The following is a 12,993-nucleotide window of genomic DNA, read 5'->3' on the forward strand; positions in this document are numbered from 1 at the left end:
TTCCACACATTGTTTAGACCTATGACAGGAGAGGAAAAATGTCGGAAGTGCAGAATGCGTTGGAGATCGCTTTTATGCAAGCGGTCAGGGAGCCTGCCAGCAGGCCTGGGTTTTACAAGTTGCTGTTGGAATCTGATATTTACATCATCGGGAAAACCGACGCAGAAGGTCAGGGCGAGACCGTGCTTCAGCCTGACGTTCAATTATCTATTTTTAATTGGAAGCGGCAGGATGGAACGCCGGTTATTCCATTTTTTTCCAGTCTGCCCATGTTGCAAAAAACATTGCAGCAAGAGTCGGGATACGTCGCATTGTCAGCTAAAGCCATGTTTGAAATGACGCGTGGTACGGCGCTGATATTCAATCCCGGTTCAGATTACCCGAAGGAATTTGAGCCAGGAGAAATTGATGCGTTGCTGGAGACTGGTGTGAACCATGTGGCACAGCAGAGGGTAGTGCAAAAGCCGACACAAGTGATGCTCGGTCAGCCTGCCAAGTATCCGTCGCAGATGATGGATGCCCTAAGTACCTTGTTGGCCAGGCATGCATCGGTTAAAGCGGCCTACCTCGGCTTGATGCATGATCGGGAACATGATGCAGCACCGACATTAATCATCGGCTTTCTGGGTGACGGAGATGTGGAAATAGCCATGAAAGAAGCCGGTTCCGTTGCTGCAGATACCGCGCCTGAGGGGGTGCCGGTTGATTTTATGTGTATAGCTAAAGGTGAAGGTGGGGTAAGTGATTATTTCCTGCAGTCCGTTAAACCCTTTTATGAGCGCTCCCTGGGTGCTAAATTGAGGGGGTTGTTTGGCTCCAGGGCTTAAATAAATCTATTCCCGCGTATGGGAAATCATTTCAACCATGCTTTTAAATATAACGATGCCTACTGTCTATCGTTCCAAGGTTGATATCTGGCTGTTCGTCGTGCTCGCCTTCGCCGCGCTGGTTGCCTTATATTCAGCCGGGCAGACGATGGCGGCAGGGACGACCAGCGCGATTCTGGTGGCGCTGCTGGTCGCCGTGGTCGGTGTCGGACTGCCGCTATGGCTGCTGCTTTCCACCCGCTACACATTACAGACTTCCCATTTGCTGGTGCAGAGCGGCCCATTCAAGTGGTTGGTGCCATTGGCTGATATCAAAAGCATCACGCCCAGCAATAACCCACTTTCCAGTCCGGCGCTGTCGCTGGATCGCCTGCGCATCGATTACGGCAAAGGGCGGATGTTGCTGATTTCGCCGCGCGATAAAGAGCAATTCCTGAGCGATATCGAGGCAGCCCGTCGCGCTGCAGGCTGATTCTGCACTGGCAATCTCGCGCTGGCTGGCTTAGCCAGCATGGCTGTCAGCCGCGACAGTCTTGATTCTGATACGCCATTTTTGAGAAATCGGGCCCGCTATTTGCTACAATTGCCCCGGTTTTTGTATCTATCCCTTGCACCTCGGCCCAGGACAAGATGGCGCTCCTCGAAATTCGCAATCTCATTCGTCGCTTCGGCGACAACACCGTAGTCGACAACATCAGTCTCTCGATAGAGGCAGGTGAGTTCTTTACTTTGCTCGGACCTTCCGGCTGCGGTAAGACGACACTCTTGCGTATGATCGCAGGCTTCGATATGCCTGACGCAGGGCAGATCTTGCTCGATGGTGTTGATCTGACCGGTGTGCCGCCTGAGCAGCGTCCGGTGCGTACCGTATTCCAGAACTACGCCTTGTTTCCGCACATGACGGTGGGTGGCAATATTGCCTTCCCGCTGGAAATGGCGAATACGCCGAAAGCCGAGATCCAGAAAAAAGTCGAAGAGGCGCTGGAAGATGTGCGCCTCACCGGTTTCGCTGCGCGTTATCCGCACGAATTGTCTGGCGGCCAGCGTCAACGGGTATCAATCGCACGCGCACTGGTGACGCGTCCCAAGTTGCTGTTGCTGGATGAACCCTTGTCGGCACTCGACGCGCAGCTGCGCGAACAGATGCAGATCGAGTTGATCAACCTGCAAAAAGAAGTCGGCATTACCTTTATCTACGTCACACATGACCAGGCTGAAGCGCTGGCTTTGTCGCACCGGATTGCGGTGATGAATAAAGGTCAGGTCGAGCAGCTCGACGAACCTACCCGTATATATAGCTACCCGCGCAGCCGTTTCGTGGCGGACTTTATCGGCACTTGTAATTTGTTTGATGGCGTCGTGACCAGGATCAATGGCGACATGATGTGGCTGGATGTGCCGGGCATGGGTGAGGTCAAGGCCTTTACTTCGCCGGGTGTGACAGTCGGCAGCAAAGGCACGATCGCCTTGCGCCCCGAAAAAACCCAGGTCAGCGCCGAAATAGTGCGTGGCGTGGCGGACGAGAACCATTTTGATGGTTACGTCAAAGAGCTGCTGTATATGGGTGGCGTCACTGTTTATATCGTTGAGACTGAAGGCGGCGTGCGTATAGAAACCATGCTGGCGAATTCGGCTATCGGTCGTCCGCGCTTCTTTGAAGTCGGCGATGCGGTCGATGTGGCGTGGCGTGTCGATGCCGGGCATTTCCTGCCGGAAGCGGCTCATGTCTGACGCAGTGGCTACACCTGCAGCGAGCAAGCCGGTAAGCGGCAAGGGTGGTCTGGCGCGCTGGCTGATCAGCGGGCCGCCGCTGCTCTACCTGATCTTCTTCTTTGCGGTGCCGACACTGATCATGGTGTTTGCCTCGTTTCGCTTTCCGGGCGATTACGGTGGCCTGGCGCCCCTGTTTGATGCAGGCGGTGCACTCAATCTGACACTGGAAAACTTCGAACCGTTTTTCACCAGTTTTATCTATACCTGGGTTTTCCTGAAGTCGTTTTTATATGCCATTGTGACGACGCTGGCGTGTCTGGTGATGGCGTATCCGGTGGCGCTGCTGATTGCGCGCAGCCCGAAAAAATGGCGCAACCTGCTGATCCTGTTGGTGATTCTGCCGTTCTGGAGTAACTTCCTGATCCGCATCTATGCGTGGATGATTTTGCTGGGTCCGCAATCGCTGATTACGCGTGGCCTGAATGCCGTGCTGGACGTATTCGGTTTCGAACCTGTGACCTTGTTGTATAGCGGCTTCGCAGTGATCGTCGGGCTGGTGTATGTGCATTTGCCGTTCATGGTCTTGCCTCTGTATGCGAATCTGGAGAAGCACGATCCGGCCTTGCTGGATGCGGCGCAAGACCTGGGCGCAGGCAAGTGGCAGATCTTTTGGCGCGTGACTTTCCCGCTTTCCTTGCCGGGTGTGTATGCCGGTGCGGCGCTGGTGTTTATCCCTGCGCTGGGTATCTTTGCGGTGTCCGATATCCTCGGTGGTACCGGCGGCCTGATGATAGGTAATGTCATCAAGCAGCAATTCCTCGAGTCGCGGGACTGGCCGTTCGGCAGCGTGCTGTCCATCATGCTGACACTGGCCGCATTGGCGGCGGCTGGTCTCGCTGCATTGCTGGCACGTCCGCGGAGGAAGCATGCATAAGACGCGTCCTCATTCGATAGTCCTGACGCTGATCGTCGTGCTGGTCTATGCCTTCCTGTATGTGCCGCTGGCAATCGTGGTGGTGTATTCGTTTAACGATTCCCGTCTGAATGCGGAGTGGGTCGGATTTACGCTGGACTGGTATCGCACCTTGTTCGCCAACAAGGAAATGCTGCAGGCCGCGGGCAACTCACTGATCATTGCATTGGTTTCCAGTCTGGTCTCGACTGTATTGGGCACGATGGCGGGTTTTGCGTTGCATCGTTACAAGAGTCGTGTATTGCAGGTGCTGGTGCTGACGCCGATAGCGATACCTGAGATTCTGGTTGGCGTGTCCTTGCTGATTTTCTTTGTGCTGCTAAACCTGACATTGGGTATGTTGTCGGTGACGCTGGCGCATATCGCTTTCAGCATGGGCTTTGTTGCCATCGTCGTGCGTTCGCGCCTGAGCGGCATGGATGAGAGCCTGACCGAAGCGGCGCGCGATTGTGGTGCGACGCCGTTGCAGGCTTTTCGTCGTGTGACTTTGCCGCTGATCATGCCGGGGGTGCTGGCGGGGGCGTTGATGGCGTTCACTTTGTCTATCGACGATTTTGTGATTACCTTCTTTACCGCTGGTGCGAATACCTCGACCTTGCCGCTGCAAATTTATTCGATGATCAAGATTGCGGTGACGCCGGAAGTGAATGCGGTTTCCACCCTGTTAATGGCTTTGACCTTGTTCCTGATCGTGATTGCTTCCAAGTTGTCGCCGAGCGCCTTCCGCTCCTGATTCTGCTCCTGATTTTTACCCGGGACCGCCATGAAAAAACTATTCACGACCCTGCTGCTTGCTCTCGTTGCCGTATCAGCGCAGGCGCAAGGCAAGCTCCATCTGTATAACTGGAACAATTACATTTCGGATGAAACGGTGCGCCGTTTTGAAACCGCCTGTAAATGCCAGCTGGTGCAAAGTTACTATGGCGACAATGAAGAGATGCTGGCGAAGCTGGCGGCCGGTGCCAAGGGTTATGACCTCATCGTGCCGACCGGTAATGCGCTGCAGTCGCTGATCCGCCAGGGCGCGTTGCAACCGCTGGACAAGAGCAAGCTGCCGAATCTCAAGAACCTCAATCCGCAATACCTGAATACCGAGTTCGATAAAGGTAACCAGTACTCGGTTCCTTATGCGTACACCATCACCATGCTCGGCTATAACGAGCAGAAGATGAAAGAGCTGGGTATCAAGGTCGATAGCTGGGCGGCGATTTTTGATCCTGCCATCCTCGCCAAGATCAAGGGCAAGGTCACCGTGCTTGATTCAGCCAATGAGTTGATGGCGGCAGCTTTGAAATACCTCGGCTATTCCATCAATGACACCGATGAAAAGCATTGGGACGAAGCCAAGAACATGATCCTGAAAGCCAAGCCATACTGGGCTGCTTTCAATGGCACCAGCTACATCAAAGGTTTGACGGTGGGCGATATCTGGTTGGTACATGGTTACTCCAGCGATATCTTTCAGGCTGATCTGGATGCACAAAGTGCAGGACGTAAATTCCGTATCCGCCATGCTTTGCCGAAGGAAGGTGCGGCGATGTCGCTCGACAGCCTGGTGATCCCGAAAGATGCGCCACGGCCTGACCTCGCTCATCTATTCATCAACCTGGTACTGGATGGCAAAAATTCGGCGGAATTGACCAATATGCTGGGTACTGGCAACCCGAACAAGGCGGCGCTGCCGTTCATCAATCCGGAAATTGCCGGGAATAAGGAAATATTCCCCGACAAGGCAGAAAGTGCCAAGCTGGAAATGCTGAAAGATTTGAATAGCAAGCAGCGTCGTGCACTGAATCGGGTCTGGACCGAAATCCGTGTCCGCTAAGTTACTGCCTATATGCTGAAAGTCATCGCGCAGGATTTCATCCGGCCGGAATACATAGTAACGGTGCGTCCCTGGTACGAAGAATTGGTCGCCAAAACGCGTCTTGAAAAAGACTGTATTTCCTACCATCTATACACCGATCAAAAGGATCCGGGCCATTTTGTCTTCATAGAAGAGTGGCCAGATCGACAAGCTTTGGACGCTCATTGCCAAACTGAACACTTCCGCCGCCTGGTTCCGCTGATCGATGCCTGCCAGCGTCAGCCCGGGACTTTCCTGCTGATGGACGCTTTTTAGGCTGTAGTGAGGCCAGCGGCGGCATTTGAGTTGCAAGTCGCCGGTAAAACCGGGTGGAAAACCTTTATAATTCAGGGTTTTGGATGATTTTTGCGGGAATTTTTTCATGCCGATTTATGCGTATCGCTGCGAAGCGTGTGGTTTTGCCAAAGATGTATTGCAAAAGATATCTGATCCGGTGCTGACCGATTGCCCGACTTGCGGCAAGGCGACCTTCAAAAAACAACTGACTGCGGCTGGTTTCCAGCTCAAGGGTACTGGCTGGTATGTAACGGATTTCCGTGGCGGCCAGGGCGGTACGACTGCGCCTGCAGTATCCACCAGCGCGGCTGATACTGCGGCAGCACCAGCGGCTCCGGCACCTGCCGCGCCGGCAGCAAGTGCTGCAACAGGCAGCTCCGATTCCTGATAATTATTTCGTCGGGCCGCATCATTGCGGCGCGATACTTACGGTAGAAAATCATGCGTAAATATTTTGTTACCGGTTTATTGATCCTGGTTCCGCTCGCAATTACCTTGTGGGTATTAAACCTGATCGTCGGTACGATGGATCAGTCGCTGCTCTTGCTGCCGGCACGCTGGCGTCCGGAAGCATTGTTCGGTTTTGCGATCCCTGGCCTGGGCACGATACTGACCTTGCTGGTCATTTTCCTGACCGGTCTGGCGACCCGTAACTTCATCGGTAATCGCGTCGTCGCCTTGTGGGAATCCATTCTGCATCGCATTCCTGTCTTCAACACGATCTACTCCAGCGTCAAGCAAGTCTCGGATACGCTGTTTTCTTCGTCCGGCAATGCATTCCGCAAAGCCTTGCTGATCGAGTATCCACGCAAGGGCGCCTGGACCATCGCTTTCCTGACCGGTGCGCCGGGCGGTGACGTGCGTAACCATCTGGTGGGCGACTATGTCAGCGTCTATGTACCGACCACACCTAACCCGACTTCGGGTTTCTTCCTGATGATCCCGCGCGAAGACACGGTAGAGCTCGATATGAGTGTCGATGAAGCGTTGAAATACATCGTCTCCATGGGTGTTGTGACGCCGGAACACCAGGAAAAGAAACTCATTGTTGATCCGAATCAAACGCAAGCGAACGATACACCACAATAATTAACGATCGCGTACTACAGCGATTGCATCACCTGAAACTGGAAATTCACTATGTCTATGCGAACTCATTACTGCGGCCTTACCTCTGAAGCGCTGCTCGACCAAACTGTCAGCCTGTGCGGCTGGGTACATCGTCGTCGTGACCACGGCGGCGTGATCTTCATCGACTTGCGCGATCGCGAAGGTCTGGTGCAGGTCGTATGTGATCCTGATCGCGTCGATGTATTCAAGGCAGCGGAAGCCGTCCGTAATGAATTCTGCCTGCGCATCACCGGCGTAGTACGCAGCCGTCCAGAAGGCACCAGTAATGCCAACCTGACTTCGGGCAAGATCGAAGTACTGGCGCACGAACTGGAAGTATTGAACGCGTCGGTCACGCCACCGTTCCAGCTGGATGACGACAACCTGTCGGAAACCACACGCCTGACACATCGCGTACTGGATCTGCGTCGTCCGCAAATGCAAAACAACCTGCGCCTGCGTTACAAGGTCACGATGGAAGTGCGTAAATTCCTCGATGCACAAGGCTTCATCGACATCGAAACGCCGATGCTGACCAAGTCGACCCCTGAAGGTGCGCGCGATTACCTGGTGCCATCGCGTGTTAACGCTGGTCACTTCTTCGCGTTGCCGCAATCGCCGCAGTTGTTCAAACAATTGCTGATGGTTGCCAACTTCGACCGTTACTATCAAATCACCAAATGCTTCCGCGACGAAGATCTGCGCGCTGATCGTCAGCCTGAATTTACCCAGATCGATTGTGAAACATCGTTCATGAACGAACAGGAAATTCGTGACCTGTTTGAAAACATGATCCGTCTGGTCTTCAAAAACGCACTCAACGTCGACTTGCCTAACCCATTCCCGGTAATGGATTACGCAACCGCGATGGGCTTGTATGGTTCCGATAAGCCGGACATGCGCGTCAAGCTCGCATTCACCGACCTGACCGACATCATGAAAGATGTCGAATTCAAAGTGTTCTCCGGTGCGGCCAATATGGAAGGCGGCCGCGTAGTCGGTCTGCGCGTTCCCGGCGGCGGCGCGATGCCACGTTCCGAGATCGATGCTTACACCCAATTCGTTGCGATCTACGGTGCAAAGGGCCTGGCTTACATCAAGGTCAATGAAAAAGCCAAAGGCCGTGACGGCCTGCAATCGCCTATCGTCAAAAACATCCACGACGAAGCATTGGTAAAAATCATTGAAGCAACCGGCGCGCAAGACGGCGATCTGATTTTCTTCGGCGCCGACAAGGCAAAGGTCGTCAACGATGCAATCGGCGCACTGCGTGTCAAAGTCGGTCACAGCGATTTCGGCAAGAAGAGCGGTTTGTTCGACGATGAATGGCGTCCATTGTGGGTGGTCGATTTCCCGATGTTTGAATTCGACGAAGAAAACCAGCGCTGGTCGGCGACCCATCATCCGTTCACCGCACCAAAAGACGGCCATGAAGATTTGATGGAAACCGATCCGGGCAAATGTATCGCCAAGGCCTACGATATGGTCCTCAACGGTTGGGAACTGGGCGGCGGTTCGGTTCGTATCCACCGTGCTGACGTACAAAGCAAAGTGTTCCGTGCATTGAAGATCGGTGCAGAAGAAGCGCAACTGAAATTCGGCTTCCTGCTGGATGCCTTGCAATACGGCGCGCCACCGCATGGTGGTCTGGCTTTCGGTCTGGATCGTATCGTCACCATGATGACCGGTGCAGAATCGATCCGCGACGTGATCGCTTTCCCGAAAACCCAGCGTGCGCAATGTCTGTTGACACAAGCGCCGTCGGAAGTGGACGAGAAGCAATTGCGCGAATTGCACATCCGCCTGCGCAATGTCGAACCTGCAGTCAAAGCGTAAACACGTTTTTACGGCATAATAAAAAGGCGCGGGATTCCGCGCCTTTTTTGCATCTTTTTTATCTTTCTTCGTTTGCCGTCCGAAAGTAGTGATTTGTAATGACTGCGCAATACAAAATCCCCGAGTCAGTACTGGTGGTCATCCATACCGCCGAGATGGAAGTCTTGCTGATAGAGCGCGCTGACCGTCCGGGTTTCTGGCAATCGGTGACCGGCTCCAAGGATGCGCCAGACGAACTCTTGCTGGAAACCGCTGTCAGAGAAGTGGCTGAGGAAACGGGTATTGTTGTGCAGAATCTATCTGAGCCTGCGCTGATGACTGCCGCATCTGCCATCGTTCCCCTGGAAAATTTACAGGACTGGCAACTTTCCAACGTTTATGAAATCTATCCTGTGTGGCGCCATCGCTATGCACCAGGCGTGACGCGTAATACCGAGCATGTGTTTGGATTGCGGGTTCCGCGTGCGATACCGATAGTGCTGGCACCGCGCGAGCATCTGAATTTTATTTGGTTGCCGCATCGAGAGGCTGCTGACAGGTGTTTCTCTTCGTCGAATGCCGAAGCGATTTTGCAACTCCCCATGCACATGAATATTTAAGCGGATATATTTTCATCTGATGGGTTTTTGTTTTTAACTTACGTTTAAGACTTAGGCCATACAACAGCATGCAATTACGTATCACGACGTACAACATACACAAGGGCGTGTCTTCCTTCGGCAGTCGCCCGCGCATACACGCACTCAAGCAGGCGATTAATGCGATGAAGTCGGACGTGTTATTCCTGCAGGAAGTGCAGGGGCGGCATGATCTGCATGCACTCAAACATGCGACCGACTGGCCGGAGTTATCGCAGCAGGATTTCCTCGCAGGCGATTCGCATGAATGTGCGTACGGCATGAATGCGGTCTACGACCACGGCCATCACGGCAATGCCTTGCTGAGCTGCTATCCGATCCTGTCGTCGCGCAATCAAAATATCTCCGATCATCGCTATGAATCGCGCGGCATCCTGCACTGCGTAGTGCGCGCACCAGAGGCGGAAGTGCATTGCTTCGTGATCCACCTGGGTCTGTTCGCAGGTAGCCGCAAGCGCCAGACCGAAGCGCTGATAGAGGCCGTGACCAATTCGGCCAAGCCGGGCGATCCTCTCATCATCGCGGGTGACTTCAATGACTGGAGCAACGATTTGAGCGAAGAGCTGCGCGCGCGCCTGGGTGTGAACGAGGTCTATGATGAAAACCTCGTCAAACGCGGTTTTGGTACGTATATCCGTCAACTGGCTGGTCGTGGTCCGAAGATACAGCCGGCACGTACTTTTCCTGCGGCTATGCCCTTTTTACAACTGGACCGGATTTATGTGCGCGGTTTCAAAGTAGAATCAGCGGAAGTCTTGCATGGAGCGATATGGGCGAAGCTGTCTGATCACGCGCCTCTGGTTGCTACCCTGCGCCTGAAATGAGTTCTAGTTAGACCGGCCGCCGACAGAGCGGCGGCGCATACAGTCATGCGCTTATAAAACAGCTGGCAAGGGGCTGCCTGTGCATTCCTGCCTGTATTTCAGCCCGCATCCCGATTCACCATTCATTGCAAGGCATTCCTGCTTATGCGTTCAGTCAGCTTCATCGGCAATAACGATATCCAGCTCCTGCATTGTGGCGGTGAATACTTTCCTGCATTGATCAAGGCTTTTGATAGTGCGACACAGGAAATCTATCTCGAAACTTACATCTTCGCCGATGATGCGACGGCGAATCTGATCAAGGATGCCTTGATACGTGCTGCGCAACGTGGCGTGATCGTGAATGTACTGACCGACTGGCTGGGTACCGGCAACAAGGAGTCGGCCTTGCTGCACCGGGAATTCCAAAAGCATGGCGTCGGCCATCGCATCTTTAATCCACTCTTTATACGCGGCATCGCCCGCATGCATCGCAAGGTATGTGTGGTTGATCGCGTGGAAGCCTTCCTCGGTGGTCTGAATATCGTCGACGACATGCATGACGACGGCGATGTGCATATTGCTTTGCCGGCACCTCGATGGGATTTTGCGGTGCGTGTAACGGGACCCCTGGTGGCGAATATACATTGGGAAGTCGCCGTACATTGGGCACGCCTCGGCAGCCTGAGCTGGCGTACACGCTGGGCGACGTTTAAAGAGCTGCGCCAGAATATGCCCAGCGATGCCCGTGAGCCCATGATAGCGGGGCTGGTCATGCGCGATAACTTGCGGCATCGTCGTACGATACAGACGGCTTATCTGAAGGCGCTGGGGACGGCGCGTCATTCAGCCTTGCTGGCCAATCCTTACTTTGCCCCGGGACGTCGTTTGCGTAACGGCCTGGCGCAGGCGGCACGACGCGGGGTCGATGTCACGCTTTTGCTGGGCATCGGTCACTACCGTTTCCAGGATGTGGTGGCGCGCTCTTTCTATCGCGGTTTGCTGAAGGCAGGCGTCAAGATAGTTGAATATCGCAAGACGCATTTGCACGGCAAGGTCGCGGTGATTGATGACACCTGGTCGACCGTCGGCTCCAGCAACTGCGATGGTTTCAGCCTGTTCCTGAACCAGGAGGCGAATGTGGTGGTGCTCGATACCGATTTTGCGCAAAAACTGCGGGTACAAATAGAGCAGGGCATCGCCGACGGCGTAGTGATGAACTGGGAAGAGTACGCCAACATCCCGCTGTACAAACGTGTCTTCTATCGCTTCTCTTACTTCATCTATAAAAACATGATGCGTGTCATGACCTGGGGCAAGTCGAACGAGTAGTTATCGCTTGGTCACCATCATCACTTCCCAGCGCTGCCTTCTATAGACAGCAGATTTCAGGCCACCTCCGACGCATAAATCAAAATAGATTTAAACTACGTTCTGTAAGATGGCGCTGATATACATTGAATATATGATCAATGTGGTCGGCGCCACTATTCTTTAGACTGCCGATTAATGGGTTAGAGCGATATGTCCACGCAGAGTAGTGCAGCAGCGCAGCAGGAAGTGACGGAACAGGACGGCTTGCCGGAACACGAAAGGCGCTGGGCCATCGTTTCGGTCGCGATCGGGGTCGGCATGGCGTCGCTGGATACCGCGATTGCAAATACCGCTTTACCATCTATGGCCTTGCAACTGAATGCGACGCCGGCTGATTCGGTCTGGATCGTGAATATTTACCAGTTGGCGATGGTGGCGACTTTGCTGCCCTTCGCGGCGCTGGGCGAGATCCTCGGTTATCGTCGCATTGCGATTTTTGGTTTGCTGCTGTTTACCGCGGCTTCTCTGGCTTGTGCCTATGCCTGGTCCTTGCCGACCCTGGTGATTGCGCGTTTCTTCCAGGGTGTAGGCGCCAGCGCGATCATGGGCGTGAATACCGCCTTGTTGCGCTCCATCTATCCGGCGCGCATGCTGGGTCGCGGTCTGGGTACTAATGCATTGGTGGTGGCAGTGGCTTTTGCCGTCGGCCCGACTACGGCTTCGCTGATTCTGTCGGTCTGGTCATGGCCGTGGCTGTTTGCAGTCAATGTACCGCTGGGTTTGTTTGCCTACTTCCTGGCGCGCAAGGTATTGCCGCATACGCGTCGTGCCACGCATAAATTCGATGCACTGACTGCCGTCTATAACGTCGGTGCGTTTGGTTTGCTCATCCTCGCTATCGGCGAAGGTGCGCATCTCAGCGATGCCAAAACCGTGGCGCTGGAATTATTCGGGGCGCTGGTTTTCTTCATTCTTCTGTTACGTCGACAAAAAGGGCATGCCGCACCCATGCTGCCGGTGGATTTGTTCCGTCGTCCGCTATTTACTTTGTCGGCGTTGACGGCTGTCTGTACTTTCGCGACGCAAAGCCTGGCCTTCGTTTCGCTGCCGTTTTATTTTGAATCCGTGCTCGGCCGTTCGGCGATAGAAACGGGATTCCTGATTACGCCGTGGGCCGTCCTGGTCGGCATCATGGCCCCGATAGCAGGGCGTCTGAGCGATCACTATCCGCCCGGCTTGTTGGGCGGTATCGGTTTGTCTGTGCTGTCGGCGGGTATGGTTTCGCTGATACTGATGTCGCCTGATGTATCTGTGTTCGGCATTTGCTGGCGCATGGCGATATGCGGCATAGGGTTCGGCTTCTTCCAGGCTCCTAATTTGCGTGCCATCATGAGTAGTGCGCCGCCTGAGCGTGGCGGTAGTGCCAGTGGTGTGGTGGCTACTTCGCGCTTGTTGGGTCAGGCATCCGGCGCAGCCCTGGTCGCATTTTGTTTCATCATCTCGACGCAGCACGGCGAAACGCTGGCCTTAGGGTTGGGGGCGGTTTTTGCAGCGATCGCCAGCATTGCGAGTTTCATGCGTTTGTTTGTGCAGCAAACCAAATAAAAAAGCGGGCCGCATGACGAGGCCCGCTTTT

At 54.2% G+C, this 12,993-nt stretch carries 14 protein-coding genes; all 14 read left to right on the forward strand.

Translation table 11 applies throughout. The features are described from left to right. The first annotated feature begins 38 nt into the window (after positions 1–38). Entirely contained in the window at positions 39–827 is a 789-nt protein-coding gene (locus DBR37_RS10730; protein WP_124574463.1) for an enhanced serine sensitivity protein SseB C-terminal domain-containing protein, read from the forward strand. Between the two features lie 55 nt (positions 828–882). Continuing rightward, on the forward strand, positions 883–1,299 hold the full coding sequence (locus DBR37_RS10735; RefSeq protein ID WP_124574464.1) for a PH domain-containing protein: 417 nt from the start codon (positions 883–885) through the stop codon (positions 1,297–1,299). Between the two features lie 158 nt (positions 1,300–1,457). After that, complete coding sequence (locus DBR37_RS10740; protein ID WP_124574465.1) at positions 1,458–2,558, forward strand: ABC transporter ATP-binding protein; 1,101 nt, start codon at positions 1,458–1,460, stop codon at positions 2,556–2,558. Continuing rightward, positions 2,551–3,474, forward strand: coding sequence for an ABC transporter permease (locus DBR37_RS10745; RefSeq protein WP_233588344.1), 924 nt, complete (start codon positions 2,551–2,553; stop codon positions 3,472–3,474). The genes DBR37_RS10740 and DBR37_RS10745 overlap by 8 nt, the downstream gene beginning before the upstream one ends. After that, positions 3,467–4,246 carry an ABC transporter permease gene (locus tag DBR37_RS10750; protein ID WP_124574466.1) on the forward strand — a complete coding sequence of 260 codons (780 nt, stop codon included), beginning with the start codon at positions 3,467–3,469 and terminating at the stop codon, positions 4,244–4,246. The genes DBR37_RS10745 and DBR37_RS10750 overlap by 8 nt, the downstream gene beginning before the upstream one ends. Before the next feature lie 30 nt (positions 4,247–4,276). Further along, positions 4,277–5,338 (forward strand): PotD/PotF family extracellular solute-binding protein, encoded by a 1,062-nt coding sequence (locus tag DBR37_RS10755; RefSeq protein ID WP_124574467.1) that lies wholly within the window; start codon positions 4,277–4,279, stop codon positions 5,336–5,338. A gap of 12 nt (positions 5,339–5,350) precedes the next feature. Further along, positions 5,351–5,635, forward strand: coding sequence for a putative quinol monooxygenase (locus tag DBR37_RS10760; RefSeq protein ID WP_124574468.1), 285 nt, complete (start codon positions 5,351–5,353; stop codon positions 5,633–5,635). A gap of 106 nt (positions 5,636–5,741) precedes the next feature. Further along, entirely contained in the window at positions 5,742–6,044 is a 303-nt protein-coding gene (locus DBR37_RS10765) for an FmdB family zinc ribbon protein (protein ID WP_124574469.1), read from the forward strand. A gap of 53 nt (positions 6,045–6,097) precedes the next feature. Further along, positions 6,098–6,745: a DUF502 domain-containing protein gene (locus DBR37_RS10770; RefSeq protein ID WP_124574470.1), complete on the forward strand. Its 648-nt coding sequence runs from the start codon at positions 6,098–6,100 to the stop codon at positions 6,743–6,745. A 51-nt stretch (positions 6,746–6,796) separates the two neighbouring features. After that, a complete protein-coding gene (aspS, locus tag DBR37_RS10775; protein WP_124574471.1) occupies positions 6,797–8,602 on the forward strand; it encodes an aspartate--tRNA ligase in 1,806 nt (601 codons plus the stop codon). A 98-nt stretch (positions 8,603–8,700) separates the two neighbouring features. Next, on the forward strand, positions 8,701–9,201 hold the full coding sequence (gene nudB, locus DBR37_RS10780) for a dihydroneopterin triphosphate diphosphatase (RefSeq protein ID WP_124574472.1): 501 nt from the start codon (positions 8,701–8,703) through the stop codon (positions 9,199–9,201). Between the two features lie 68 nt (positions 9,202–9,269). Further along, on the forward strand, positions 9,270–10,064 hold the full coding sequence (locus DBR37_RS10785) for an endonuclease/exonuclease/phosphatase family protein (protein ID WP_124574473.1): 795 nt from the start codon (positions 9,270–9,272) through the stop codon (positions 10,062–10,064). A 144-nt stretch (positions 10,065–10,208) separates the two neighbouring features. After that, positions 10,209–11,375, forward strand: coding sequence for a phosphatidylserine/phosphatidylglycerophosphate/cardiolipin synthase family protein (locus DBR37_RS10790; protein ID WP_124574474.1), 1,167 nt, complete (start codon positions 10,209–10,211; stop codon positions 11,373–11,375). Between the two features lie 192 nt (positions 11,376–11,567). Beyond that, entirely contained in the window at positions 11,568–12,962 is a 1,395-nt protein-coding gene (locus DBR37_RS10795) for an MFS transporter (RefSeq protein WP_124574475.1), read from the forward strand. The last annotated feature ends 31 nt before the right edge of the window (positions 12,963–12,993 follow it).

This window comes from Herminiimonas sp. KBW02 (assembly GCF_003852535.1).
Lineage (GTDB): Bacteria > Pseudomonadota > Gammaproteobacteria > Burkholderiales > Burkholderiaceae_D > Oxalicibacterium.

What these genes read in the sequence shown, in the direction of transcription:
- DBR37_RS10760 (WP_124574468.1), top strand. Translation starts at nt 5,351, where the DNA reads ATGCTGAAAGTCATCGCGCAGGATTTCATCCGGCCGGAATACATAGTA.
- DBR37_RS10735 (WP_124574464.1), top strand. Translation starts at nt 883, where the DNA reads ATGCCTACTGTCTATCGTTCCAAGGTTGATATCTGGCTGTTCGTCGTG.
- DBR37_RS10770 (WP_124574470.1), top strand. Translation starts at nt 6,098, where the DNA reads ATGCGTAAATATTTTGTTACCGGTTTATTGATCCTGGTTCCGCTCGCA.
- nudB (WP_124574472.1), top strand. Translation starts at nt 8,701, where the DNA reads ATGACTGCGCAATACAAAATCCCCGAGTCAGTACTGGTGGTCATCCAT.
- DBR37_RS10755 (WP_124574467.1), top strand. Translation starts at nt 4,277, where the DNA reads ATGAAAAAACTATTCACGACCCTGCTGCTTGCTCTCGTTGCCGTATCA.
- DBR37_RS10750 (WP_124574466.1), top strand. Translation starts at nt 3,467, where the DNA reads ATGCATAAGACGCGTCCTCATTCGATAGTCCTGACGCTGATCGTCGTG.
- aspS (WP_124574471.1), top strand. Translation starts at nt 6,797, where the DNA reads ATGTCTATGCGAACTCATTACTGCGGCCTTACCTCTGAAGCGCTGCTC.
- DBR37_RS10785 (WP_124574473.1), top strand. Translation starts at nt 9,270, where the DNA reads ATGCAATTACGTATCACGACGTACAACATACACAAGGGCGTGTCTTCC.
- DBR37_RS10790 (WP_124574474.1), top strand. Translation starts at nt 10,209, where the DNA reads ATGCGTTCAGTCAGCTTCATCGGCAATAACGATATCCAGCTCCTGCAT.
- DBR37_RS10745 (WP_233588344.1), top strand. Translation starts at nt 2,551, where the DNA reads ATGTCTGACGCAGTGGCTACACCTGCAGCGAGCAAGCCGGTAAGCGGC.
- DBR37_RS10730 (WP_124574463.1), top strand. Translation starts at nt 39, where the DNA reads ATGTCGGAAGTGCAGAATGCGTTGGAGATCGCTTTTATGCAAGCGGTC.
- DBR37_RS10740 (WP_124574465.1), top strand. Translation starts at nt 1,458, where the DNA reads ATGGCGCTCCTCGAAATTCGCAATCTCATTCGTCGCTTCGGCGACAAC.
- DBR37_RS10765 (WP_124574469.1), top strand. Translation starts at nt 5,742, where the DNA reads ATGCCGATTTATGCGTATCGCTGCGAAGCGTGTGGTTTTGCCAAAGAT.
- DBR37_RS10795 (WP_124574475.1), top strand. Translation starts at nt 11,568, where the DNA reads ATGTCCACGCAGAGTAGTGCAGCAGCGCAGCAGGAAGTGACGGAACAG.